Annotated in this window: 23 protein-coding genes; 5 read left to right on the forward strand and 18 right to left on the reverse strand. The window is 67.7% G+C overall.

The features are described 5' to 3' along the window. Positions 1-51 precede the first annotated feature (51 nt). The 4 genes from lepA to rpoE form a co-directional block, all read right to left on the reverse strand. Positions 52-1842 carry a translation elongation factor 4 gene (lepA, locus tag ABIE51_RS13875; RefSeq protein ID WP_157030663.1) on the reverse strand — a complete coding sequence of 597 codons (1791 nt, stop codon included), beginning with the start codon at positions 1840-1842 and terminating at the stop codon, positions 52-54. A gap of 497 nt (positions 1843-2339) precedes the next feature. Beyond that, the gene (locus ABIE51_RS13880) at positions 2340-3863 is read right to left on the reverse strand and encodes a DegQ family serine endoprotease (RefSeq protein ID WP_192631170.1); all 1524 of its coding nucleotides are present in this window, start codon (positions 3861-3863) and stop codon (positions 2340-2342) included. Between the two features lie 107 nt (positions 3864-3970). Then, positions 3971-4897 (reverse strand): sigma-E factor negative regulatory protein, encoded by a 927-nt coding sequence (locus ABIE51_RS13885; RefSeq protein WP_192631171.1) that lies wholly within the window; start codon positions 4895-4897, stop codon positions 3971-3973. After that, positions 4894-5514, reverse strand: a complete 621-nt coding sequence (gene rpoE / locus ABIE51_RS13890; RefSeq protein WP_115842971.1) for an RNA polymerase sigma factor RpoE — start codon at positions 5512-5514, stop codon at positions 4894-4896. The genes ABIE51_RS13885 and rpoE overlap by 4 nt, the downstream gene beginning before the upstream one ends. Positions 5515-5769: 255 nt before the next feature. On the opposite strand from rpoE, the gene ABIE51_RS13895 reads away from it, so the two are divergent. Then, on the forward strand, positions 5770-7854 hold the full coding sequence (locus ABIE51_RS13895) for a 3-hydroxyacyl-CoA dehydrogenase NAD-binding domain-containing protein (protein WP_192631172.1): 2085 nt from the start codon (positions 5770-5772) through the stop codon (positions 7852-7854). Between the two features lies 1 nt (position 7855). After that, the gene (locus tag ABIE51_RS13900) at positions 7856-8356 is read left to right on the forward strand and encodes a hypothetical protein (protein WP_192631173.1); all 501 of its coding nucleotides are present in this window, start codon (positions 7856-7858) and stop codon (positions 8354-8356) included. Positions 8357-8399: 43 nt separating this feature from the next. Here the strand turns inward: ABIE51_RS13900 and ABIE51_RS13905 are convergent, their stop codons facing one another. The 13 genes from ABIE51_RS13905 to ABIE51_RS13965 form a co-directional block, all read right to left on the reverse strand. After that, on the reverse strand, positions 8400-8765 hold the full coding sequence (locus tag ABIE51_RS13905) for a PilZ domain-containing protein (RefSeq protein ID WP_115842968.1): 366 nt from the start codon (positions 8763-8765) through the stop codon (positions 8400-8402). Then, complete coding sequence (locus tag ABIE51_RS13910) at positions 8762-9742, reverse strand: DNA polymerase III subunit delta' (RefSeq protein ID WP_192631174.1); 981 nt, start codon at positions 9740-9742, stop codon at positions 8762-8764. The genes ABIE51_RS13905 and ABIE51_RS13910 overlap by 4 nt, the downstream gene beginning before the upstream one ends. After that, positions 9739-10377 (reverse strand): dTMP kinase, encoded by a 639-nt coding sequence (gene tmk, locus ABIE51_RS13915; protein ID WP_192631175.1) that lies wholly within the window; start codon positions 10375-10377, stop codon positions 9739-9741. The genes ABIE51_RS13910 and tmk overlap by 4 nt, the downstream gene beginning before the upstream one ends. Continuing rightward, the gene (gene mltG, locus ABIE51_RS13920; protein WP_354504318.1) at positions 10374-11468 is read right to left on the reverse strand and encodes an endolytic transglycosylase MltG; all 1095 of its coding nucleotides are present in this window, start codon (positions 11466-11468) and stop codon (positions 10374-10376) included. The genes tmk and mltG overlap by 4 nt, the downstream gene beginning before the upstream one ends. Then, a complete protein-coding gene (gene pabC / locus ABIE51_RS13925) occupies positions 11465-12280 on the reverse strand; it encodes an aminodeoxychorismate lyase (RefSeq protein WP_192631176.1) in 816 nt (271 codons plus the stop codon). Before pabC ends, mltG begins: the two co-directional genes overlap by 4 nt. Further along, a complete protein-coding gene (locus tag ABIE51_RS13930; protein ID WP_192631177.1) occupies positions 12277-13644 on the reverse strand; it encodes an aminodeoxychorismate synthase component I in 1368 nt (455 codons plus the stop codon). The genes pabC and ABIE51_RS13930 overlap by 4 nt, the downstream gene beginning before the upstream one ends. Before the next feature lie 249 nt (positions 13645-13893). Continuing rightward, positions 13894-15135 carry a beta-ketoacyl-ACP synthase II gene (gene fabF, locus ABIE51_RS13935; protein ID WP_192631178.1) on the reverse strand — a complete coding sequence of 414 codons (1242 nt, stop codon included), beginning with the start codon at positions 15133-15135 and terminating at the stop codon, positions 13894-13896. Positions 15136-15301: 166 nt separating this feature from the next. Continuing rightward, positions 15302-15541: an acyl carrier protein gene (acpP, locus tag ABIE51_RS13940; RefSeq protein WP_031373652.1), complete on the reverse strand. Its 240-nt coding sequence runs from the start codon at positions 15539-15541 to the stop codon at positions 15302-15304. A gap of 130 nt (positions 15542-15671) precedes the next feature. Further along, entirely contained in the window at positions 15672-16415 is a 744-nt protein-coding gene (fabG, locus tag ABIE51_RS13945; RefSeq protein WP_192631179.1) for a 3-oxoacyl-ACP reductase FabG, read from the reverse strand. A gap of 93 nt (positions 16416-16508) precedes the next feature. Beyond that, positions 16509-17465 carry an ACP S-malonyltransferase gene (fabD, locus tag ABIE51_RS13950; RefSeq protein ID WP_192631180.1) on the reverse strand — a complete coding sequence of 319 codons (957 nt, stop codon included), beginning with the start codon at positions 17463-17465 and terminating at the stop codon, positions 16509-16511. A gap of 399 nt (positions 17466-17864) precedes the next feature. Then, positions 17865-18845 carry a beta-ketoacyl-ACP synthase 3 gene (locus tag ABIE51_RS13955; protein ID WP_192631181.1) on the reverse strand — a complete coding sequence of 327 codons (981 nt, stop codon included), beginning with the start codon at positions 18843-18845 and terminating at the stop codon, positions 17865-17867. Positions 18846-19054: 209 nt separating this feature from the next. After that, entirely contained in the window at positions 19055-19249 is a 195-nt protein-coding gene (gene rpmF, locus ABIE51_RS13960) for a 50S ribosomal protein L32 (RefSeq protein ID WP_115842959.1), read from the reverse strand. An 18-nt stretch (positions 19250-19267) separates the two neighbouring features. Next, on the reverse strand, positions 19268-19786 hold the full coding sequence (locus ABIE51_RS13965; protein ID WP_157031722.1) for a YceD family protein: 519 nt from the start codon (positions 19784-19786) through the stop codon (positions 19268-19270). 150 nt (positions 19787-19936) lie between these two features. Between ABIE51_RS13965 and ABIE51_RS13970 the strand changes: the two genes are divergently transcribed. Both ABIE51_RS13970 and ABIE51_RS13975 read left to right on the forward strand, forming a co-directional pair. After that, positions 19937-20296, forward strand: a complete 360-nt coding sequence (locus ABIE51_RS13970; protein WP_115842957.1) for a hypothetical protein — start codon at positions 19937-19939, stop codon at positions 20294-20296. Further along, on the forward strand, positions 20293-20877 hold the full coding sequence (locus tag ABIE51_RS13975; protein WP_192631182.1) for a Maf family protein: 585 nt from the start codon (positions 20293-20295) through the stop codon (positions 20875-20877). Before ABIE51_RS13970 ends, ABIE51_RS13975 begins: the two co-directional genes overlap by 4 nt. A 3-nt stretch (positions 20878-20880) precedes the next feature. Here ABIE51_RS13975 and ABIE51_RS13980 read toward each other — a convergent pair whose 3' ends face one another. Beyond that, on the reverse strand, positions 20881-22728 hold the full coding sequence (locus ABIE51_RS13980) for an ArnT family glycosyltransferase (RefSeq protein WP_192631183.1): 1848 nt from the start codon (positions 22726-22728) through the stop codon (positions 20881-20883). Between the two features lie 140 nt (positions 22729-22868). Between ABIE51_RS13980 and ABIE51_RS13985 the strand changes: the two genes are divergently transcribed. Further along, positions 22869-23822, forward strand: a complete 954-nt coding sequence (locus ABIE51_RS13985; RefSeq protein ID WP_354504326.1) for an AAA family ATPase — start codon at positions 22869-22871, stop codon at positions 23820-23822. Positions 23823-23839: the final 17 nt, after the last annotated feature.

The raw sequence follows: 23839 nt of genomic DNA on the forward strand, positions 1-23839 counted from the left end.
CGGCGGGAACTCCGCCTTCGGGCGTAGGAAAACCGCGCGCCGCCGGCCTGCTTACTTGTCGACCTGCAGGACGGCGAGGAACGCCTCCTGCGGAATCTCGACGCGGCCGACCTGCTTCATGCGCTTCTTGCCCTCCTTCTGCTTCTCGAGGAGCTTCTTCTTGCGGCTGATGTCGCCGCCATAGCACTTGGCCAGCACGTTCTTGCGAAGCGCCTTGACCGTGGTGCGCGCGATGACCTGCGAGCCGATCGCCGCCTGGATCGCCACGTCGAACATCTGGCGCGGAATCAGCTCCTTCATCTTCTCGCACAGCTCGCGACCTCGACGGTCGGCATGGCTGCGATGGCAGATGATCGAGAGCGCGTCGACCTTGTCGCCGTTGATGAGCGTGTCCACGCGCACGAACGGGCCCGCGTCGAAGCGGAGGAAGTGGTAGTCCAGCGAGGCGTAGCCGCGGCTGACCGACTTGAGCTTGTCGAAGAAGTCCAGCACCACCTCAGCCATCGGCAGCTCATAGCTGATCTGCACCTGGCTGGCCAGGTACTGGATGCTAATCTGCACGCCGCGCTTTTCCTCGCACAGCTTGATGATGTTGCCGATGTACGCCTCGGGCGTGAGGATGTTGGCGCGGATGATCGGCTCGCGGATCTCCTGGACCAGGTTCAACTGCGGCAGCTTGGCCGGGTTGTCCATGGGCATGATCTCGCCGTCGGTGCGCAGCACCTCGTAGATCACCGTCGGCGCGGTGGTGATCAGGTTGAGGTTGTACTCGCGTTCCAGGCGCTCCTGCACGATTTCCATGTGCAGCATGCCGAGGAAGCCACAGCGGAAACCGAAGCCCATGGCCTCGGAGCTTTCCGGTTCGAAACGGAGCGCCGCGTCGTTCAGGCGCAGCTTGTCCAGCGCTTCGCGCAGGTCCGGGTAATCCTCGGCGTCCACCGGGAACAGACCGGCGAACACGCGCGGCTGCATTTCCTGGAAGCCCGGCAGCGGCTTGGCAGCAGGATCGCCCGCCAGCGTGAGCGTGTCGCCCACCGGCGCGCCATGCACGTCCTTGATCGAGGCGTGGATCCAGCCCACCTCACCCGCACCGAGCTTGGGCAGGTCCTTGCGCTTGGGCGTGAACACGCCGACCTTGTCGACCTGGTGCGTGCGGCCGGTCGACATCACCAGCAGCTTGTCGCCGGGCTTGATCTCGCCCTGCATCACGCGCACCAGCGACACCACGCCCAGGTAGTTGTCGAACCACGAGTCGATGATCAGCGCCTGCAGCTTGTCGGTGTCGCGTGGCTTCGGCGGCGGGATGCGATGCACGATCGCCTCCAGCACGTCCACGACATTCAGGCCGGTCTTCGCACTGATGGCGACCGCGTCCTCGGCATCGATGCCGATGACGGCCTCGATCTCCGCCTTGGCGCGCTCGATGTCGGCGGTGGGCAGGTCGATCTTGTTGAGGACCGGCACCACTTCCAGTCCCTGCTCCACCGCGGTGTAGCAGTTGGCGACCGACTGCGCTTCAACGCCCTGCGCGGCGTCGACCACCAGCAGCGCACCTTCGCACGCGGCCAGCGAGCGGCTGACTTCGTAGCTGAAGTCGACGTGGCCGGGCGTGTCGATGAAGTTGAGGAAGTAGGTCTGCCCGTCGCGCGCCTTGTACGGCAGCGATACGGACTGGGCCTTGATGGTGATGCCGCGTTCGCGCTCGATCGGGTTGGAGTCGAGGACCTGCGCTTCCATCTCGCGGGCTTCGAGACCGCCGCAGAGCTGGATGATGCGGTCGGCCAGCGTCGACTTGCCGTGGTCGACGTGGGCGATGATGGAGAAGTTTCTGATCTGCTGCATGCGGGGGCGCGCGAGGCTGGCCGTTCCTATGAGTTAAGAAATCTTCGCATGCATATGCATGCACAAAGACGCTGGCCGGCGCTAAAGATGGGCCTGCCGGCACTGCCGGCTACCTAACCACATCAACAAGGAGCAAGTTAATGCGATTTCTGACATTCGCTCTATTCATGCTCGCCACAACCATTGCGTCGGCAAGCGTGCCCACGCCCTTGGAGGTCGCCGGCATGACTGCCTTACCCGTACAGACGCAAGAAGCTGCCCAAGAGCACTGCTCACCGGTCCGGAAGGACTCAGTGACCGATCAAGCACCGGTAAACAGGAAGATTATAGCCGCCTCGGCTACCTATGCAGGGAGCGGTTGCGAAACGACCTGCTGCGTTGTAATCAAGGACAAAATGTACTGCTCCTCGAGTTGCACCTGCGCTTGACCGTCCCAGAATGAACGAAACGACCGGCTCAGCGAGCCGGTCGTTTCGTTTTTGAGCCGATGTTGGCCCTCAGCCTGCTGATACGGCTATGAACTGAGTCGACCCTTGACGGCGGACGAGCAGCATCACGGTGTCGCCGGATTTCACCGAACCCAGTTCCCGGTCGAGCGCCGCGGAAGTGCCGACCGCGTTGCGGCCGACCTGCAGCACGACGTCGCCCGGACGCAGGCCCGCTTCGGCGGCCGAATCGCCGGGGTCGCGTATCAACACACCTTCGCCTGAGCGCAGGCCCAGGCGCTGGCGTTCGCCGGCCGACAGATCCTGTCCAACCAGTCCGAGCGCGTTCCCGGCGGACGGCTTCGAGGAGCCGGCGTCGGCCGCCGGACGCGGCCTCGCACCCGGCGTGCCCGCCAGTTCGTCCAGCTCGTTAACGGTGACGGTCTTGTCGAGCGTGCGACCGCCGCGGATCACCGTGACTTTTGCTTTGGTGCCCGGGGCCATGTTTCCGATGATGGGCGGCAAGTCTGCAGAATCATTGATCGAACGACCATCGACTGCGCGAATGACGTCGCCCCGCTCAATGCCGGCCTTCTCCGCGGGGCTGCCCGGCAGCACTTCGACCACTTGGGCGCCACTGGTATCTGGGAGCCCCCAGCCCTTCGCATCGGCGCTGCTGATCGCCTGCACCTGCACGCCCAGCTGGCCGCGGCTGACCTTGCCGGTCGCGCGCAGCTGTTCGGCGGCGCTCATCGCGACATCGATCGGGATCGCGAAGCTCACGCCCATGTAGCCGCCGGAGTTGCTGAAGATCTGCGAATTGATGCCGACCACTTCGCCGCTGGTGTTGAGCAGCGGGCCGCCCGAATTGCCCTGGTTGATGGCCACGTCGGTCTGGATGAAGGGCACGTAGCGCTGGTTCGCGTACGGGTTGGCGCGGCCGACCGCGCTGACGATGCCCGCGGTGACCGAGTGGTCCAGGCCGAACGGCGAGCCGATCGCGATCACCCACTGCCCGGCCTTGGTGCCGTTGGCCGGCGCCATGCGCAGGAACGGCAGGCCCTTCGCGTCGATCTTCAGCAGCGCTACGTCGGACTGCTCGTCGCTGCCGATGACCTTCGCCGTGAATTCGCGGCGATCCGACAGCGTGACGGTAACGGTGTCGGCGCCTTCGACGACGTGGTGATTGGTCATCACGTAACCGTCGGCCGACATCAGGAAACCGCTGCCCAGCGACGTGCCGCCGCCACGCGGACCGCGCGGGCCGGGGCCGCCCGGACCACCGGGGAACGGCATCTCGTCGCCGAAGAAGCGGCGGAAAATTTCCGGGATCTGCTCTTCGTCCGGCATCTGCTGCTGGCCGCGGGCGGTGCGGCGCGGCGTGACTTCGGCGCGGATGTTGACCACGGCCGGACCGACGCGCTGCACGAGGTTGGTGAAGTCCGGCAGGCCCGACACGAGCGGCGGCGCGGGCGTGGCGGCCGGCGGCTGTGCGATCGGATTGGCGGGCTGCTGCGCGCAAGCGACCGGAAGCGCTGCGGCGATGGCAGCGACCAGGAAGATGCTGCGCAGCGGGGTGCGGGGCGTGCGGTTCATCGGCATCGGGCCTCGGGAATCGTTGGGATGAGTGTGGGCGGTGCGCCGTTTTCGCGGCGCGAGGAAGGGGAATCGATGAGGCCGATCGTGGGAACGGCCCGAGGGGGTCAGTCCTGCGGCCCGCGCTGGGCTGGCGCGTCTTCGACGGCGGGCGTCGCGGTCTGCGGTTCGAACGGATAGAACGAGGGCGAGGCCGCGCTGCTGGTGCCGAAACTAGCCGTCAGCGCGCCATTGCCCGAGTACTGCGGCAACACCGCGCGCGGCCACGGCCGCGACGCCGCTTCGACGTGTTCCGGCTGGAACGGCTTGACGTGCTGCGGCGCGGGAAGCGCGGTATCGGCGATGGCGGTCTGCGGAACGGCTGCGCCCGCGACGGCGGGCTGTTCGACCTGCCGCCCGATGCGAGCCGAAGAACGCTGGCTCTGGTTGCGCGAGGCACGACGTTCGCTCGCGCGACGCGGTACTTCGGCGACGGCCACTGCCGCGGCGGTCGCGCCCAGCGTGCTGTCGGGAGCTTGGGGATCTGCCGGCGCTGCAGGCGCGCGCGGCGCCGCAACAGTCGGTGCGCGCGATGCCGCCGCGGCAGCCACGCGCGGCAACGACGCCGCAGGGACGCTGGCGACATTCGGCGACACGCTGCTGCCCGAGGACGTCGGATCGTCGGAGAACGGACGCGTCACGAACAGGGCGGCCACCGCGACCGACGCCGCCAGCGCGCCGCCCATCCAGCCGCGACGTCCACCGAAGGACCTGGCCGGCAGCGCGACGGGCTGCGACTGCTCTTCGCGCAATGCGAGCGCCACGCGATCGGCGAACCCGTTAGGGGCCACGCCCTGCGCCTGCCCGCGCAACGCGTCGCCATAGAGTTGCCAGCGGCCGACGGTGTCGCGCCATTCCGCATCGTGGCCCAGCCGCTTCAGCGCGAAGCGCGCTTCGTCGGCAGCAAGCTCGCCGTCGAACAATGCGCAGAGTGTTTCGCGCTCATCGCTCGAGTGGGCCGGTCTATCGTCGATGGGTCGGTGGTTGGAAGTCATCGCTTGGCAGCTTTGGCAGTGTCGTGGTCCAGCAGGGGCCGCAGTTCGGTATCGATCGCCTCGCGCGCGCGGAAGATGCGCGAGCGGACCGTACCGATGGGGCACCCCATCTTCTGCGCGATGTCCTCGTAACTCAGGCCGTCCACCTCGCGCAGGGTGATCGCGGCCCGCAATTCTTCCGGTAATCCTTCGACCACACGCATTACCGTGCGTTCGATTTCCTGCCGCAGCAGTTCATGTTCCGGCGTGTCGGTGTCGCGCAGTCGCGTGCCGGTGTCGAACAGCTCCGCCTCGCCGGCATCGACGTCGTCCGTCGGCGGGCGGCGGTTCTGTGCGACCAGATGGTTCTTGGCGGTATTCACGGCGATACGGTGCAACCATGTATAGAACTGCGCGTCGCCCCGGAAGTTCGGCAGCGCCCGGTAGGCGCGGATGAAGGTTTCCTGGGCCACGTCCTGGCATTCGCTCCAGTCGGCGATGTAACGGCCGATCAGCGCGGTGATCCGATGCTGGTACTTGCGCACCAGCGCATCGAAAGCCGCACTGTCGCCTCGCTGCACGCGCGCGACCAGCTCCTGGTCCAACTCGACATCTTTTGGCAACGTCATTTCGGCCATGCCGCGCCGGCGCTCCTGTCAGCTCGGCCATGGCCGAACGAATGGACAGCCCCGTGGAGGAAAAGTTCAAAGGTCGACGATGAACTTCAACGGGGCGAAGACTGAATCACGTTCATTAATGGGGACTGGCCGGAAGCCCGCAAGCGCCAGCCGTCATGGCATGTTGGCCACACGCCGCCCGAAGCGGCGATTGACGCCGGCGAAGCATCGTCGGGATGATAGCGGCCTCTCCATACCTGAACGGATGGTGCGCAGATGATGGCTGGCCTCGATGGTCTCCGCTTCCAGCACTGGCAGACCGAGCTTCGCCCCGACGGCGTGCTGCTCCTGTCCTTCGACAAGGCCGGCACGCCGGTCAACACGTTCTCGCAGGACGTGCTGATCGAGCTGGACACCCTGATCGAACGCCTCGCGCTCGACCCGCCGAAGGGCGTGGTGCTGCGTTCGGCCAAGTCGTCCGGCTTCATCGCCGGCGCCGACATCAAGGAATTCCAGGCCTTCGACGAGAAGGGCACCGTGGGCGACGCCATCCGGCGCGGCCAGCAGACCTTCCAGCGCCTGGCCGAGCTGCCCTGCCCGACCGTCGCGGCCATCCATGGCTTCTGCATGGGCGGCGGCACCGAGATCGCGCTGGCCTGCCGTTACCGCGTCGCCAGCAACGATTCGTCCACCCGCATCGGCCTGCCGGAAGTGAAGCTCGGCATCTTCCCGGGCTGGGGCGGCAGCGTGCGCCTGCCGCGCCTGATCGGCGCGCCGGCCGCGTTCGACATGATGCTGACCGGCCGCACGCTTTCGGCCTCTGCCGCGCGCGCGAACGGGCTGGTCGACAAGGTCACCGATCCGGCGTCGCTGATCGATGTCGCCGCGTCGTTCGCGCTGAAGGGCGCGGCACCGCGACCGTTCAAGCAGCGCTTCCTCGGCTGGGCGACCAATACCCTGCCCGCGCGCAAGCTGCTCGCTCCGATGCTGACCAAGCAGGTCGCACGCAAGGCGCGCAAGGAGCATTACCCCGCGCCGTACGCGCTGATCAACAGCTGGGCGAATGCTGGTGGCGGCGTCCAGCAGCAGCTGTCGGCCGAGCGCAAGGCGGTGGTGAAGCTCGCTTCGACGCCAACCGCGCGCAACCTCATCCGCGTGTTCTTCCTGCAGGAACGGCTCAAAAGCCTGGGCGGAAAAGACCACGGCATCCGCCACGTGCACGTCGTCGGTGCCGGCGTGATGGGCGGCGACATTGCCGCCTGGTCGGCATGCAAGGGGTTCAACGTCACGCTGCAGGACCGCGAGCAGCGCTTCATCGATGCCGCGCTCGTCCGCTCGCAGACGCTGTTCGAGAAGAAGGTTAAGGACGAAGCCAAGCGCATCACGGTGTCCCAGCGCCTGAAGGGCGACCTGTCCGGCGATGGTGTGGCCGAGGCGGACCTGGTGATCGAGGCGATCATCGAGAACGCCGAAGCCAAGCGCGAGTTGTACGCGTCGCTGGAGCCGCGCATGAAGTTCGACGCGCTGCTGACGACCAACACCTCGTCGATTCCGCTGACCGAACTGCGCGAACACATCGCGCGCCCGGTGCATTTCGCCGGCCTGCATTACTTCAACCCGGTCGCGCTGATGCCGCTGGTGGAAATCATCCACCACGACCGCGTCGCGCCGCAGACCGAGCAGCGCCTGGCCGCGTTCTGCAAGGCCATCGACAAGCTGCCGGTCCCGGTCGCGGGCACGCCGGGCTTCCTCGTCAACCGCGTGCTGTTCCCGTACATGCTCGAAGCGGCCACGGCGTATGCCGACGGCGTGCCGGGCGCGGCGATCGACAAGGCCGCGGTGAAGTTCGGCATGCCGATGGGGCCGATCGAGCTGATCGATACCGTCGGCCTCGACGTCGCCGCCGGCGTCGGCGCGGAGCTCGCGCCGTTCCTTGGCCTGCCCATCCCGCCGTCGCTGTCCACGCCACCCGAAGCGGGCAAGCGCGGCAAGAAGGACAACCAGGGCCTGTACAAGTGGGAGAACGGCAAGCCGGTGAAGCCCGCGCTGCCGAAGGATTACCAGATTCCTTCCGACCTGGAGGACCGCCTGATCATGCCGCTGATCAACGAAGCGGTCGCCTGCCTGCACGAAGGCGTCGTGGACGATGCGGAACTGCTCGATGCCGGCGTGATCTTCGGCACCGGCTTCGCGCCGTTCCGCGGCGGCCCGATCCAGTACGTTCGCGAAGCTGGCGTGGACAACCTGCTGGCCCGCCTGGCAATCCTCGAACAGCGTTACGGCGACCGTTTCAAGCCGCGTCCGGGTTGGGATAACCCGGCGCTGCGAACCGCAGCGCAAGCCCCAGCGATTGCAGCCTGACGTGCACGTTAAGCGCGTCCGCAATTCGGTTCGCGTCGCCGTCCTGGCTCTCGTCCTGAGCCTTCCGGTCAGCGCGCTCGCCAAATTGCCTGAGGTTCTTCCGCCGCCACCGGAAGAACCCGAGTGGATCGAGCCGGTGCCGCTCACGCACCGCCTGCACGTGACCACGCAAAGCTGTGACGAAGGTGAACCGCATTCGCAAGGCTGGACGACCGCCTGGTCGAACCAGGGGGAACTGCGCCTTCGCGGTCTCGTTAGCCACAATGGCGCCGAGCACATAAGCCCGCAGGGCGTGATGGTGTGGCAACTGGGAGATCGCCTCGTCGTCTCCTACGAGATCGACGCAGATGCATTTCCGGAAGCACCCGTCATGGCTTGCGGCGCCTGGACACAGGTGGACATCGCCTTTCCCACGCTTGAAGTCCGTCTGAAGAAAATCAGCATCTACCGACGCGAATCGACGTCGAGCGCAGACGCGACGGTCGGGATTTCACCGCGATAACGTAAGGCCTACGTGACGACGAGCCCGCGTCCGTCGTCCCTCCTTACATCGTGTGCGTCGGGCGCTCCGCCGCGAGCGTGCCGGCGAGCAGCGCTTCGATCTTGCCCTTCACGGTCTCGCCTTCGGCGCTGTCGGCGAACTGCACGCCGATGCCGGCCGGGCGATTGCCCTGCGCGCCCACCGGCGTCACCCACACGACCTTGCCGGCGACCGGCAGGCGCTCGTTGGACTCTGGCAACGTGAGCAGCAGGAAGACCTCGTCGCCGAGGAAATAGCGCTTGGGCGTGGGCACGAAGATGCCGCCGCTCTTGAGGAACGGCATGTACGCGCTGTAGAGCTGCGCCTTGTCCTTGATCGCGCACGACAGGATGCCCTGGCGCGCGCCGCCCGCTGCGTTCATACCGCTCATCTTCTACTTCCCCCAGACGCCTGGGCGCCGTTCGCGCCACGCCAGGCCAGCAACAATTCGGTGACCGCAAGGTCTGCCCGCACCGTGGTGCGCAGCAGGTCCCGGGTCCGGTTCGCCTGATCGAACCACGCGGCCAGACTGCGCGTTCGCATCGGGTCGGTCAAGCCGGCGGCCTCGGCCAGCGCGAGGTCCGCGGCATGCCGCAAACGAAGCGCCGCCTGTTCATCTCCGACCCAGCGCTGCGCGATCTCGACCGCGCCCGCATCGCCGCGGCCGAGCTTCGCCAGATCGGCGGCGACGTCGCGACGCAGCTTCAGGCCGTCGTTCTCGATCCATTCCTGCGCCAGGCCGGGATGGCCGCGCGCGGCGTCCAGCGCCTCACGCGCCACGGCGTCCGCATGGCCGTTGCCCCGGAGCCAGGCCAGCGCCTCGTCGTGCGGCGGAAGCTTGAATTCGTAACGCTGGCAGCGGCTGCGGATCGTCGCCGACAACCGCGCCGGATGCGCGCTCACCAGCCACAGGTAGCGCCCCGGCACGGGCTCCTCCAGCGTCTTGAGCAGCGCATTGCCGGCGGCGTTGTTGATCGCCTCGGCCGGATCGAGGATCGCCACCTGCGCACCGCCGTATTGCGGCGTGAGCGACAGTTTTTCGGACAGTTCGCGGATCTGCTCGATCACGATTTCCGTGCGCAGCCGCGTCCCTTCCTTGTTCGGAACGAAGGAGACGACGTGGTAGTCGGGATGCGTGCCCGAATCGATCAGGTGGCAGCTCCGGCACTTGCCGCAGGGCTCGCCTCCGGCGACCGGCTGCTGGCACAGCACGCGGCGCGCAAGTCGTTCGGCCACCGCGCGCTTGCCGAGCTTCGCCGGACCGCAGAACAGCAGCCCATGCGCGAGCCGGCCGGCGTCGAGCGCCGCGACGGCCTGGTCGTACACGCGCTGCTGCCACGGCGCGAAGTTGGCGACGTTGGCGCTCATGCGTTCGCTCCGATCCAGTCGCGCAGGTGCGCGACGGCCTGCGCGGCGACGACGTCGGCCGGTTGTGTCGCGTCGATCACGCGGAAGCGCGCGGTGTCCGCCTTCGCGCGTGCGAGGTACCCCTCGCGCACGCGTTCGAAGAAATCCTCGCGTTCGGCCTCGATGCGATCGGTCGCGCCGCGTCCGCGCGCACGTTGCAGGCCGATCGCCACGGGCACGTCGAGCAACAGCGTCATGCCGGGCGCGATGCGGACGACGCGGCGTTCGAGTTCGCCGATGAAGTCGAGATCGCCGCCGCGAGCCGCGCCCTGGTAGGCGTAACTGGCGTCGGTGAAGCGGTCGCTGATCACCCACGCGCCGCGCTCCAGCGCCGGCAGGATGGTCTCGCGCACATGCTGCGCGCGTGCGGCGAAGACCAGCAGCAACTCGGCTTCGGTCGTCGGCGGTTCGTGGTGCGTGTCGAGCAGCAGGCCGCGGATCTGTTCGGCCAGCGGCGTGCCGCCCGGCTCGCGCGTCACGACGGTGTCGCGTGCATCGCCCGCCAGCACCTCGCGCAGCGCGGCGAGCACGGTCGACTTGCCGGCCCCCTCGCTGCCTTCCAGCGTGATGAAGCGCGGGTACGAACGAAGCGTCATTGGCGTTCCTGCGTCTTCGCGCCGGCCGCCGGCTCGGCGGTGCGTTCGGCCGCGCGCGCCTGGCGGTATTTCTGCAGGTAGCGCTGCACGTTCGCCTCGTGTTCGGCGAGCGTGCGCGCGAACAGATGACGCCCGCTGCCATCGCCCACCGCGACGAAATACAGCTCCTCGCCACGCTGCGGACGCGCGACCGCCTGCAGCGCGTCGGCGCCGGGCATCGCGATCGGCGTCGGCGGCAGGCCGGTGCGCGTGTAGGTGTTGTACGGCGTGTCGGTGGTGAGGTGGACCTTGCGCAGGTTGCCGTCGTAGTTCGTGCCGAGCCCGTAGATCACGGTCGGGTCGGTCTGAAGGCGCATGCCGATCTGCAGGCGGCGTTCGAACAGCCCGGCGATGCGCGGGCGTTCCTCTGCGATGCCGGTTTCCTTTTCGACGATGGACGCGAGCACCAGCATTTCGTCGGGCGTCTTCAGCACGCTGTCGGGCACGCGGCGCTCCCACGCGGCGGCGAGCGCCTTCTCCATCGCCTCGTGCGCGCGCTTGAGCACGTCCAGGTCGCTGTCGCCGCGCGTGAACAGATAGGTCTCCGGCAGGAAGCGGCCTTCCGGATGCTGGCCGGCATGGCCCAGCGCCTTCATCAAGGCGGCGTCGTCGAGGCTGGTGGTTTCGTGCTTGAGTTCCCCCGCCCGCGACAGCGCCGCGCGCAGTTCGCGGATGTTCCAGCCTTCCACGATGGTGAAGCGGCGACGCACGACCTTGCCGTCGCGCATCGCGGTGAGCAGATCGCGGGGCGAGGTGCCGGGTTCCAGCGCGTATTCGCCGACCTGCAGCTTGCCGGCGGCGCCGAGCTGGCGCGCCAGCGCGCGCCATTCGACCAGATCGCCCTGGTGGACGCCGGCCTCGCGGAGCTTGCGGACGATGGCCGGGAGCGAATCGCCGCGTTCGACGACCAGGCTTTCGCCTGCTTCCAGACCCGCCAGCGGCGCATCGGCGAAACTGGTGTAGCGCTGCCACAGGTACGCGCCGACGCCGGCGGCGATCAACAGCAACACGAACAAGAAGCCGCCCAGGCGGCGTCCAGATTTGCGACTCACGCAACCTCCGTGGCGAATGCGGGATGCTCGGCGGCCAGGCGGCGGCGAAGTTGCGCCACCTGCGGGTGCGGTCGCCAGACGCGAGCGCCGAGCCGCGCCACGGGCAGGATACCGCGCGCGGCATTGCACAGGAAAACGGCCTCGGCCGCTTCGACTTCGGTCACAGCCAGGCGCGCCTCCCGCGCCTGGAGGGCGTCGATCGCCCATTCGCGGCACACGCCGGCGATGCCGCAGCGGTCCACGGCGGGGGTCGTCCAGCGGCCGCCAAGCAGGACGAAGAGATTGGCGGCGGTGGCGCTGACGACGTCGCCTTCGGTGCTGCGCATCAGGCCTTCGTCGACGTCGGCATCGCGCCATTCGGCGCGCGCCAGCACCTGTTCGAGCCGGTTGCAGTGCTTGATCCCCGCCAGCGCTGGCTGCACTGCGAGGCGCGTGTCGCACCAGCGCAGCGTCAGGCCGTCGGCCGGCGCCGCGGGCGGCGCGTCGTGGCGCGACACGATCCAATGCGGCGAGTTGGCATCGAACGGCGCATAACCGCGGCCGCCAACTCCGCGCGTGACGATCAGCTTGAGCACGCCCCCGGCGCCATCGAGCAGAGCCTGCGCTTCGTGGCGAACGCGTGCCTGGTCCGGCAACGCGATTCCGATCGCGTGAGCACCGCGTTCCAGCCGCCGCCAATGCGCCGGCCACCAGTGCACGTTGCCCTCGTGGGCGCGCATCGTTTCGAACAACCCATCGCCGTACGCGAGGCCGCGATCGTGGTCGGGCGTGTTCGCCACGGCCTGTTCGCCGACGAAGTGCCGCACGCTCATCCGGCCACTCCCAGCGCGCGCAGCATGCCGCGCGCCTTGGCGCGGGTTTCGTCGAGTTCCTTGCGCGGGTCGGAATCGGCCACGATGCCGGCACCGGTGCGGAAGCGCAGCGTCGCGCCGTCGGGCGTCGATTCGAGCTCGGCGCTGCGGATCAGGATGTTCAGATCCATGTCGCCATCGCGGTTGAGCCAGCCCATCGCACCGGTGTAGGCGCCGCGGCCGACGCCTTCGAGCTCGGCGATGATCTGCATGCAGCGCACCTTCGGGCAGCCGGTGATGGTGCCGCCCGGAAACACCGCACGGATCACCTGCCCCGGTGTCGCGTCGCTGCGCAGGCGGCCGCGCACGTTGCTCACGATGTGGTGCACGTGCGCGTAGCTTTCGACCGTCATGAGTTCATCGACTTCGACGCTGCCCGGCGTGCAGACGCGTCCGAGGTCGTTGCGTTCCAGGTCGATCAGCATCACGTGCTCGGCGCGCTCCTTCGGATGGCCGACCAGTTCCTGGATGCGCGCCGCGTCGTCGTCGCCATCGAATCGCGGACGCGTGCCGGCGATGGGACGCGTCTCGACGACATCGCCGCGCACCGACACCAGCCGCTCCGGCGACGCGCTGACGACGGCCCAGTCGTCGCCCGCGAACACACCGGCGAACGGTGCGGGGTTGTTCTCGCGCAGGCGCTGGAATAGCTCGGCGGCCTGCACGTCGCGACCGAAACGCGCGCGCCAGCCGCGCGACAGATTGGCCTGGAAGACATCGCCGGCGGCGAGGTAATCGAGCACGCGGCGTACGCCATCGGTGAAGCGATCGGGTTCGTCTTCGTCCAGCGCGACAGGCGCGTGCCACGCCGGCAGCGGCGGTTGCGCGGCGAGTTGGGCGATGTCGTCGAGGACGTCGTCGCGCAGCGTCTCGTGTGCCGTTTCGACGACCAGCACGCACTCGCCGCTGGTGTGATCGCGCAGCACGGCGGCCGGGCAACGCAATGCGAGCGCGACTGGAAGGCGACCTTCCGCGCGCGGCAGCGACAGGATCGGCTCGACCTGCGCCGCGGCCTCGTAACCAAAGAGCAGTGCCCAGCCGCCACGGAACGGCCAGCGCGGTTCGTCGCGCGGGACGCGCTCGGCCTGCCATTGGGCGTCGAGCGCGGCAAAGAAATCGGTGCCGATCCCGGTGCCATTTTCGTCGCGAACCGTTGCGTCGACGTCGAGGCGAAGCTGGCCGCCATCGGCAACGAGCAGCAGGTCCCAACGGCCCTGCGCGGTGCCGTGCGCGCTGGATTCCAGCAGCAGCGGGTAGCGGGCCGGCGCAAGGCGCTGGAGCGCGAGCAGGTCGAAGGAGGTGGGAAGTGAATGGGTCAGGAGCATGGCGACATTGTCGTCTATTGGCGCGGTCTGGCGGCCCGTACACCCGCCGTCGCGACAATCCGCTCGTCATCCCGGCGAAGGCCGGGATCCAGGCCTCGAACGTTCGTCGCTGGCCGATGAACGCTTTTCATCGCCGTCACGCACGGCGCCGGCACACGCGATCGGGTGAATCCGGGACTGAACTGAGCGGCTGTGCAAAAAAGAAATCCCCGCCGAAGCGGGGATTTCCGGGTCGCACTTGAAGGGCGATCAGACGCGCCGGAACACCAGCGTGCCGTTCGTGCCGCCAAAGCCGAAGCCGTTCGACATCGCGACGTCGATCTTCTTCTCGCGTGCCACGTTCGGCACGTAGTCCAAATCGCAGCCCTCGCCTGCTTCGAAGAGGTTGATCGTCGGCGGGATGATGCCGTGGTGCAGCGCCAACACTGAGAAGATGGCCTCCACGCCGCCGGCCGCGCCGAGCAGGTGGCCGGTCATCGACTTGGTGGAGCTGACCATCGTCTTGTAGGCGTGGTCGCCCAGCGCGCGCTTGATCGCGAGCGTTTCGGCGAGGTCGCCCAGCGGCGTCGAGGTGCCGTGCGCGTTGAGGTACTCGATCTGGTCGGCGTTGACGCCCGCGTCCTTCATCGCCGCGGCCATGCAGCGCGCCGGGCCTTCGCCGTTCTCGCTGGGGGCGGTCATGTGGAAGGCGTCGGAACTGGCGCCGAAGCCGGCGAGTTCGCAATAGATGCGCGCGCCGCGCGCCTTGGCGCGTTCGTATTCTTCCAGCACCAGGATGCCGGCGCCGTCGCCGAGCACGAAACCGTCGCGGTCCTTGTCCCACGGGCGCGACGCGTGCGTCGGGTCGTCGTTGCGGGTGGACATCGCCTTCATCGAGCAGAAGCCCGCGACCGACGTCGGCGAGGAGCCGCGCTCGGCGCCGCCGGCGATCATCACGTCGGCATCGCCGTACTGGATCATGCGCATCGCCATGCCGATGGAATGGTTGGCGGTGGCGCAGGCCGAGACGGCCGAGAAGTTCGGACCCTTGATGCCGGTCAGCAGCGACACCTGGCCGGGCAGCATGTTGATGATCGTGCTGGGCACGTAGAACGGCGAGACCTTGCGCGGGCCGCCTTCGTGGAACTTGACCGTCTGTTCCTCGATGCCCAGCAGGCCACCGATGCCGGAGCCGATAAGCGCGCCGATGCGCTCGGCGTTGGAGTCGTCGACCGTGAGGTCGGCGTCCTTCATCGCCATCAGCGAGGCGGCGACGCCGTAATGAATGAACTCCTCCATCTTCTTGGCGTCTTTCGGATTCACCCACTGGGTGATGTCGAAGTCGCGCACTTCGCCCGCGATGCGGGTGGTGAAGTTGGTGGCGTCGAAATGGGTGATCGGGCCGATGCCGGAGCGACCGTTGACGATGCCGTCCCAGGTGCTGGCGACGTCGTTGCCCAGCGGCGACACAGCGCCCAGGCCGGTCACGACTACGCGTCGGTTGTTGGACATGAAACACTCCGTCTGACACTACGCCGGCGTATAGACCGGCTGATAAGACACGGGGCCGCTATGTGCGGCCCCGGTCTGATTTTCCTGACGTACCAGGCGCCGAAGCTCGGCGTTGGTTTTCGCGGACGCCGGGCCAATGGGCCGGCATCCGCCAAGCGATGGACGCTTAGCTCTTGACGTGAGCCTTCACGTAGTCGATCGCCTGCTGCACCGAGGTGATCTTCTCGGCCTCTTCGTCCGGGATCTCGCACTCGAACTCTTCTTCGAGCGCCATCACCAGCTCGACGGTGTCGAGCGAGTCCGCGCCGAGGTCGTCGACGAACGAAGCGTTGTTGGTGACTTCTTCTTCCTTAACGCCAAGCTGTTCGACCACGATCTTCTTGACGCGTTCTTCGATGCTGCTCATGGGTTCTCACTCCTCCCGGGACGGGATATTCGACGGAATAGTCTAATTGAATCGAGGACGATCGCGAGCATACGCGAAAGCCCTTTGGGTTCAAGCGGTTACAGGTGAAACATTGACCGGCCGAGGCCGCTCACGGCATGTACATGCCGCCGTTGACGTGCAGGGTCTCGCCGGTGATGTAGGCCGCCGAGGGGCCGGCCAGGAAGGCCACCGCGCGGGCGATGTCCGCCGGCTCGCCGAAACGCCCGAGGGCGATCTGGCCGAGCATCGCGTTCTTGGCTTCTTCCGGCAGCGCCTTGGTCATGTCGGTGTCGATGAAGCCCGGCGCCACGACGTTGACCGTGATGTTGCGGCTGCCGATCTCCTTCGCCAGCGACTTGCTGAAGGCGATGATGCCGGCCTTGGCCGCGGCGTAATTGGCCTGTCCGGCATTGCCGGTGACGCCTATCACCGAGGCGATGTTGATGATGCGGCCCTTGCGCGCCTTCATCATCGAGCGCATCACCGCCTTGCTGGTGCGGTAGACGCTGGTGAGATTGGTGTCGAGGATCGCCTGCCAGTCCTCGTCCTTCATGCGCATCAACAGGTTGTCGCGCGTGATGCCGGCGTTGTTGACGAGGATCGAGATGGGGCCGATGTCCTTGGCGATGCCGTCGATCAGCGCTTCGATCGACGAAGCGTCGCTGACGTCGAGCACGCGGCCGTGGCCACCGTGCGCGGCGAGGCGTTCGCCGATGGCGTTCGCGCCGCTTTCGGACGTGGCCGTGCCGATCACCGTCGCGCCCTGCGCGGCCAGTTCGTCGGCGATCGCCGCGCCGATGCCGCGGCTGGCACCGGTGACCAGGGCGATTTCACCTTTGAGAAGCTGGGTCATTGAGGTCTCCATTGAGAGCGCAGTGAAAGCACATCCGTCGGGATGCGCGTCCGACGCGGGATCAGGCGGATCCGCGCGCCTGCATGCCGATGATCATTTCCACTCGGCGAGCGCGGATTCGAACTCGCCCACTGCGCCGATCGCGCGTGCGTCGATGCCCCTGTCGATGCGCTTGACCAGACCGGCCAGGACCTTGCCGGGGCCGCATTCGGCCATGCGCGTGGCGCCCTTGCCTGCCAGCGCCTGCACGCAACCGGTCCACTGCACCGGCAGGTAGAGCTGGCGCACCAAGGCGTCGCGAATGGCGTCCACGTTTTCGTGCACGCGTGCATCGACGTTCTGCACGACGGGCCGGTCGGGCATGCGCCAGGACAGGCCGGCCATCGCTTCGGCAAGGCGGTTGGCAGCCTCGCGCATCAGCGGCGTGTGCGAAGGCACGCTGACGGCGAGCTTCACCGCCTTGCGCACGCCACGTTCGCCAAGCATCGCCAGCGCCTTGTCGACCGCCGCGGCATGACCGCCGATGACGAGCTGGCCGGGCGAATTGAAGTTGGCCGGAACCACCACCTCGGTGCCGGATACGGCTTCGCAGACTTCCTGCACGAGCGCGTCTTCGGCACCCAGGACCGCAGCCATCGCGCCGACACCCGCCGGTGAGGCGTCCTGCATCAGTTGCCCGCGCAGGCGAACCAGATGCGCGCCGCCCTTCAGCGACAGCGCGCCAGCGGCGACCAAGGCGGTGTATTCACCCAGGCTGTGGCCGGCAAGCAGCGCCGGCGAACGACCTCCCTGCCCATGCCACGCGCGCCACACCGCCACGCCCGCGGCGAGCAGCGCCGGCTGGGTGTACTCGGTGCGGTTGAGCATTTCTTCCGGACCGCCCTGGCTCAGCGCCCACAGGTCGACGCCGGCGCCATCGCTGGCTTCGGCGAAGGTCTCGCGCACGATCGGGTGCAGTTCGGCGAGCTCCGCGAGCATGCCGACGGACTGGGAACCCTGGCCGGGAAACACGAAGGCCAGCGAAGCGTCGTGGGCGGTGGAATCGGTCACTCGGCGGGGGTCCCTGCGAAAAGAGTGCGCATGATACGAGCCTTTGCTCTAGTGCGTCTGTACCGGATCGTATTGAAGACCGGATGCGTTGCGGAACTGTGAAGGCGCGCGCTTCGTAAACGGCTCGCGCAGCAACCTCGCTGGCCGGGCACGTTCGGCGGCGCAACTCGTGTCGCCGTTCGCGTCGGCGCGTGCATTCGTCCGCCTGTTCATGGCCGCTTGTCCGTGTCGTTCGAGATCGGGCAAGCATGACGTGCATGCGGAACCGATGGCATCGCAACAGTGCGCGACAGGCTGTAGGCAAATTCCGAGGACCGGCTCAGGCTCGCCGTCTCGAAGGCACAAACAAGAACGCCTCCGCACCGAGCGGAGGCGTCATGTTGTTCGCGACGAGGAAACTCAGTAGCGCAGCAGCGCCGAGCCCCAGGTGAAGCCGCCGCCGAAGGCTTCGAGCAGCACGAGCTGGCCGCGCTGCACCTTGCCCGAACGCACGGCTTCGTCCAATGCCAGCGGCACCGAACCCGACGACGTGTTGCCGTGCTTGTCGACGGTGACGACCACGCGATCCATCGGCATGTCCAGGCGCTTGGCCGTGGCTTCGATGATGCGCAGGTTGGCCTGGTGCGGGATCAGCCAGTCGATGTCATGGCGATCCAGTCCGTTGGCTTCCAGCGTTTCTTCCACGACAGAATCGAGCGCCTTCACCGCATGCTTGAAGACCTCGTTGCCGGTCATCAGCACGCGCACGCCGGCGTTGTGTTCTTCGGGCTTGAAGCCGACCGACACGCCGACCGGATTCCACAGCAGTTCCTTCTTGCCGCCATCGGCGTGCATGTGGGTGCTGAGGATGCCGGTTTCGGTGTCGGCCTTGAGCACGACCGCGCCGGCGCCATCGCCGAACAGCACGCAGGTGGAGCGGTCGCTCCAGTCGAGCATGCGCGTCAGCGTTTCTGCACCGACCACGAGCACGGTCTTCGCGGCGCCGGAACGAATGAACTTGTCGGCGACCGTCAGCGCATAAACGAAGCCGGTGCAGGCGGCGTTGACGTCGAACGCGGGGCAGCCGTTGGCACCGAGACGGTGCTGCAGCAGGCAGGCGGTCGACGGAAAGATGAGATCGGGCGTGGTCGTGCCGACGACGATGAGGTCGAGATCGGTGGCATCGACACCGGCCGCTTCGAGGGCGCGCACGGAGGCGTGATAGGCCAGGTCGCTCGTGGTCTCGCCTTCGGCGGCAATGTGGCGCTCGCGGATGCCGGTGCGGGCCGCGATCCATTCATCGCTGGTATCGACGATCTTCGCGAGATCGTCGTTGGTCAGCACCTTCTCGGGAAGGTAGCTGCCGGTTCCCGCGATGCGGGAATAAATCTGTTGCGTCATCGCCACTCCGCTGCACAGCCGTGATGGCCCTGTCGGGCACTTGCCGGGGACCGCCGGCGAAGCCGACGGAAGCGTACCGCCGCTACCCTAATGCATCAGGATCGCAGCCACGGCCTCGCTGCCTCGCGGGGCCTTGCGGCGGCGGACAGTCGGCCCGGCGGCGTCCGCGCGCGTCAGACGACGGGCGCGGGCGGCGGTGGGCGAAGAGATTACTCTTCGTCGGCAACCTTGGACTTGGTGTCGATCACCTTCTTGCCGCGGTAGTAACCGTCGGCGGTGACGTGGTGACGCAGGTGGGTCTCGCCCGTGGTCGGGTCGGTGGCCAGCTGCTTGGCGGACAGCGCATCGTGCGAACGACGCATGCCACGCTTGGACGGGGAAACGCGGGACTTCTGGACAGCCATGGTCTTGCTCCAAAAAAACTAGTTCGAATGTTTCTTCAACGCCGACAACGCAGCGAATGGGTTCACGCGCTCCGGCTCCGGCCCCTCTTCGGGAGCGGGCCAGTCGCCTTCCACCGCTTCCGTGCCGGGCATGATCGGCACGACCGGAACGGCGAGGATGAGTTCGTCCTCGACCAGTTCGACGGTCCGCAGCTGGCCGTTTTCAGGCACCAGCAGCGGCTCGTATCCGGGCGGCAACGCGGCTTCGTCCGCTTCGTCGCGAATGAGGCCGAGCCGCTGCACGATGTTCACCGGCAACAGGAACCGCTGCAGGCTGCGCTGACAGGTCAGCGGCAGCTCGGCATCGATACGCAGTTCGACATAAGGCACCTTGAGCGAGTCGCGATCGAAATCGAGCGCGAACCGCACTTCACCCTGGGTGTCGACCAGGCTGTCCCGCAGCCGCGTCAGCGCCGACAACGGCACACGGCCTTCCACGCCGCGCCGCGCCGCCACCATGCGCCAAGCATCAAGAATCTCGGGCAGGTCCGCTGACATAAGCTGCGGAATGTTAGAGATCGCCGTACCCGCTGTCAAACCTGAACACGTCGTGCCGGAGCGGGCCAGTTCACGTTTTCCGCCCGTCGCATTTGCGGGGCGCGGGGCGGCCCTTCACACTGAAGGCCTTCCGTTCTTCCGTCGACGATCGTGACCATCGCCCTGCTCCTGCTGGTATCCGCCCTGGTGATCGCGGCACTGGTCTATTCCCGCTCCCGACCCAGCCGGCGCGACCGCGCCATGCGCGACGTCCTGGATGCGGCCGATGCGCTGGAAGCCCAGCTGCGTGTGGCGCGGGCCGAGATCGAGGCGGTCACCGGCGGCGACGGCGACGACCCGGTCGGCGAGGCCATGCGCGAGATGCTCCGCCAGCGGCTGTGGCTCCGGGACCACGGTCCGGACGCCAGCCTGGCCCAGCTCGACGAGGTCCGCACCTCCATCGACGCAGCGCGCGGCCGGATCGACCAGCAATTGTCGCGCATCGCCCAGGCCCGCGCACCGGGCGCATGAACGCCACGCCCCGGCTGATCCTGGCCTCCACCTCCATTTACCGGCGCGAACTGCTCGCCCGCCTGGGGGTGCCGTTCGATACCGAGCGCCCCGGCACCGACGAGACGCCGTTCTCGGGCGAGACACCCGAAGCGCTGGCCCGTCGTCTGTCCCAGGCGAAGGCCTCGGACGTCGCGGCGCGGCACCCCGGTGCGTGGGTGATCGGCTCCGATCAGGTCGCCGAATGCGAGGGCCGTGCGCTCGGCAAGCCCGGCGGGCACGAAGCCGCGACGGCGCAACTCGCGTCGATGTCGGGCCAGCCCGTGCGGTTCCACACCGGCCTGTGCCTGGTGCGCCAAGGCGAGCAGCCGCTCGAGTCGATCGATTGCACCGTCGTGAAGTTCCGGGAGCTCGCCGCCGACGAGATCGAACGCTACCTGCACGTCGAGCAGCCCTACGACTGCGCTGGCAGCTTCAAGTCCGAAGGCCTCGGTATCACGCTGTTCGAGGCGATCGAGAATCGCGACCCGACCGCGCTTATCGGCCTGCCGCTGATCGCTACCGCACGACTGCTGCGCGAGGCGGGCTTCCGCCTGCCCTGACTCCTAGCGCGTCAGTTCGACCGGCTGCTCGGCCCAGGTTTCCACACTGCCGTCGCGGCCGGTGAGCCGCAGGCCGAGCCAATGGGTGCCCGGCGCGAAGCCGCTGTCCTCGCCCAGCTGGATGCTTGCATCGAATCCGACACGCGGATGCTGCGGGTCGTTCGACACCGGCCACACCTGCTGCAATCCGGGGAACTCGCGCCCATAACGCGCCTGCCGGACGACCTTGCCGTCCAGCGTGACCTCCACGTTCGACAACCCGACGCCGTCCTTGAACGCCCAGCCCCGCACGTCGAAACGACGGCCCACGCGCGCGTCGGCAACGGGCGAATCCACCCACGCCATCGACGGCGTCGTGCACGGGCCGGGGACCGGTTCGCCCGTCAAGGCAAACAGCAGGAAGCGCTGCCGCCCGTGGTCGATGTTGAGCACCTCCGGGGGCGGCAACGGGCCGACCATGCCGCACAGTGCGTGATAGCGATCGAGCAGGTCGCGGTATTTCACTTCCGTGGCGCCGACGACGAGCAGCACGGGCGCGGCGCCCCACTCGCTGCGTCCGGCCGTCTGCAATCCCCACAAGCGCAGCTGTGGTGCGCGTCCGTGCTTGAGGTTGATCGGGTGATCGAGCACCGGGATGCGCGCATCGCCCAGCGCGAAGCCGAGCTCGGCCCCGATCTTGAAGTTGTCGGCGACCACGCGCGTGCCTTCGGGCATCGTGCCGAGTTTCGCGCGCACCGTGTCGGCGAGCGTGTTCCATCCGGCGAAGTTGGCGGGATACCACTTCTCCGCCGCGCTGGCTTCGCGCCAGTTCGCATTCGAGACGGCGACGTAATAGCCGAGGTTCGCGACCAGCCCGAGGCCCGCCAGCCACCACGTCGCCAGTCGCCACACTCGCGGCCACGTGACGAGCACCGCCGGTACCAGCGGAAGCAGCGCGAGATAGCCCGGCAACGGCCAATGGAAACTGACGCGCTCGGTATCGGCGAAGAAGCCCAGTGCGAAGAAGCCCGCGACCACGCCCGTGCCCAGCAGCGCGAAATACCGCGACACCGTCGAGGCACACCACAGGCTGCGCCGTGCCGCGACCGCCATCGCCGCGAACAACAGCGGCGTCACCAGCAGGGCCTGGATGCCGATGAAGAGGATGCCGTCGGCATGGAAGGACCAAGGGTGGCGATCCACCAGCTGGAAGCGCAGCCCTGCATCGGCGTTGTCCAGGTTCCAGGCCACCAGCGGCGCCCACGCCGACGCACCGAAGGCAATGGCGATCACCACGCGCACATCGCGGAGCACGCGGCGACCTTCGGGCAGCATCAGCAGTGCGACGAAGCCGACCACGATCACGGCGATGAAGCGGTAATGGCACAGCGCGCCCAGCGCCAGTCCGAAGGCCAGTTCCAGCGCCGCCGGTGCATCGACCTGCCGCAACAGGCGCGCGCCCGCATCCAGGCACAGCAGCGTGGCGAGCGCCATTGCCGCATCGGGCAGCGCCATCAACCCGAGCGCGCCCGCCAGCGGCAACAACAGGGTCAGCACGCCGGCTTGCCATCCCGTCTTCGCACCGAACTCACGCGACGCCACGTGCACCATCAGCAGCGGCACCGCCGCGCCAATGAGCAGGAACGGCAAACGCAGGGCGAACGTGCCCTCGCCCAGAGCCGTGCCCAGCCGCGTCAGCCACGCCGTCAGACCCGGGAGATCGGAGTACGCCGCCGCCGGATGCCGCCCTTCCTGCCAGTAGAACGCTTCGTCGACGAACAGAGGCAGGCGCGCGGCGATGAGCAGCTTCACCGCCAGTACCGAGACCCACAGCACCCAAAACGCACGCCGCGCCTGCACTGCATCCCGCATCCGTTCGTGACCTCGCTACACTCGGGTGAAATGAAGGGTCCGGCATGATCCGACGCGCCGGCCGCCTCGCGAAGGGGAGTTCGTCGGCGACTGGCCGACTCGCGCGGCGCACCACCGGAACAATCCAGGAGACACGCACGATGGCGGTATCCCTTTCGACGGCGGCCATGCTAACCGATGGCCTTCGCGCATCCCTCGACCGCGCGCAGACACAGGTCAACGCGCTGGTGCTCGGCAAGCCGCAGGAAGTGCGCCTGGCGTTCGTCGCATTGCTGGCCGGCGGGCATGTGTTGATCGAGGACCTGCCGGGCCTGGGCAAGACGACGCTGGCGCACGCGCTTGCCGCGACGCTCGGCCTGGACTTCCAGCGCGTGCAGTTCACCTCCGACCTGCTGCCGGCCGACGTGGTTGGCGTGTCCGTGTTCGATCCGCAGGCGCGGCACTTCCAGTTCCACTCCGGTCCGGTGTTCACGCAGGTGCTGCTGGCCGACGAGATCAATCGCGCGCCGCCGCGGACGCAGAGCGCGCTGCTCGAAGCGATGGCGGAATACCAGGTCACCGTCGACGGCACGACGCATCCCCTGCCCGAGCCCTTCTTCGTGATCGCCACGCAGAATCCGGTGGACCTGTCCGGCACGTATCCGCTGCCCGATTCGCAGCTCGACCGCTTCCTGTTGCGGCTGAGCCTGGGCTATCCGGGCGAAGCGGCCGAGCGCGATCTGCTCGCCGGCACGGACCGCCGCGATCTCATAGCCCGCGCGACGCCGCAACTCGGCGTGCAGGACGTGATCGCCGCACGTCAGGCCGTGCAGGATGTGCATGCCAGCGAAGCGCTCATCGCCTACGTGCAGGCCTTGCTCGCGCGCAGCCGACGGCATCCGGGCGTGCGCGTGGGGCTTTCGCCGCGCGCGGGACTCGCGTTGCTTCGCGCGGCACGTGCCTATGCCTTGCTGCTCGGTCGTGCGCACGTGTTGCCGGAGGACGTACAGGCCCTCTTCCCGGCAGTCGCCGCGCACCGCCTCGTCGCCGAGGTCGACGCGGGCAAGGATGCGGCACTGGCGAAGGCCATCCTGCACGCGGTGCCGGTGGACTGATCCATGCCCGTCGCCGC

The sequence above is a fragment of the Lysobacter sp. OAE881 genome, assembly GCF_040546665.1.
GTDB classification, from domain to species: domain Bacteria; phylum Pseudomonadota; class Gammaproteobacteria; order Xanthomonadales; family Xanthomonadaceae; genus Lysobacter_J; species Lysobacter_J soli.

Bases quoted from the DNA above. Each gene is read 5' to 3' on its own strand.
- ABIE51_RS13955 (WP_192631181.1), bottom strand. From the start codon at position 18,845: ATGACGCAACAGATTTATTCCCGCATCGCGGGAACCGGCAGCTACCTT.
- acpP (WP_031373652.1), bottom strand. From the start codon at position 15,541: ATGAGCAGCATCGAAGAACGCGTCAAGAAGATCGTGGTCGAACAGCTT.
- ABIE51_RS13910 (WP_192631174.1), bottom strand. From the start codon at position 9,742: ATGAGCGCCAACGTCGCCAACTTCGCGCCGTGGCAGCAGCGCGTGTAC.
- ABIE51_RS13965 (WP_157031722.1), bottom strand. From the start codon at position 19,786: ATGTCAGCGGACCTGCCCGAGATTCTTGATGCTTGGCGCATGGTGGCG.
- ABIE51_RS13895 (WP_192631172.1), top strand. From the start codon at position 5,770: ATGATGGCTGGCCTCGATGGTCTCCGCTTCCAGCACTGGCAGACCGAG.
- ABIE51_RS13905 (WP_115842968.1), bottom strand. From the start codon at position 8,765: ATGAGCGGTATGAACGCAGCGGGCGGCGCGCGCCAGGGCATCCTGTCG.
- lepA (WP_157030663.1), bottom strand. From the start codon at position 1,842: ATGCAGCAGATCAGAAACTTCTCCATCATCGCCCACGTCGACCACGGC.
- rpmF (WP_115842959.1), bottom strand. From the start codon at position 19,249: ATGGCTGTCCAGAAGTCCCGCGTTTCCCCGTCCAAGCGTGGCATGCGT.
- ABIE51_RS13985 (WP_354504326.1), top strand. From the start codon at position 22,869: ATGGCGGTATCCCTTTCGACGGCGGCCATGCTAACCGATGGCCTTCGC.
- ABIE51_RS13980 (WP_192631183.1), bottom strand. From the start codon at position 22,728: ATGCGGGATGCAGTGCAGGCGCGGCGTGCGTTTTGGGTGCTGTGGGTC.
- ABIE51_RS13975 (WP_192631182.1), top strand. From the start codon at position 20,293: ATGAACGCCACGCCCCGGCTGATCCTGGCCTCCACCTCCATTTACCGG.
- ABIE51_RS13880 (WP_192631170.1), bottom strand. From the start codon at position 3,863: ATGAACCGCACGCCCCGCACCCCGCTGCGCAGCATCTTCCTGGTCGCT.
- fabG (WP_192631179.1), bottom strand. From the start codon at position 16,415: ATGACCCAGCTTCTCAAAGGTGAAATCGCCCTGGTCACCGGTGCCAGC.
- tmk (WP_192631175.1), bottom strand. From the start codon at position 10,377: ATGACGCTTCGTTCGTACCCGCGCTTCATCACGCTGGAAGGCAGCGAG.
- ABIE51_RS13930 (WP_192631177.1), bottom strand. From the start codon at position 13,644: ATGCTCCTGACCCATTCACTTCCCACCTCCTTCGACCTGCTCGCGCTC.
- ABIE51_RS13885 (WP_192631171.1), bottom strand. From the start codon at position 4,897: ATGACTTCCAACCACCGACCCATCGACGATAGACCGGCCCACTCGAGC.
- rpoE (WP_115842971.1), bottom strand. From the start codon at position 5,514: ATGGCCGAAATGACGTTGCCAAAAGATGTCGAGTTGGACCAGGAGCTG.
- pabC (WP_192631176.1), bottom strand. From the start codon at position 12,280: ATGAGCGTGCGGCACTTCGTCGGCGAACAGGCCGTGGCGAACACGCCC.
- fabF (WP_192631178.1), bottom strand. From the start codon at position 15,135: ATGTCCAACAACCGACGCGTAGTCGTGACCGGCCTGGGCGCTGTGTCG.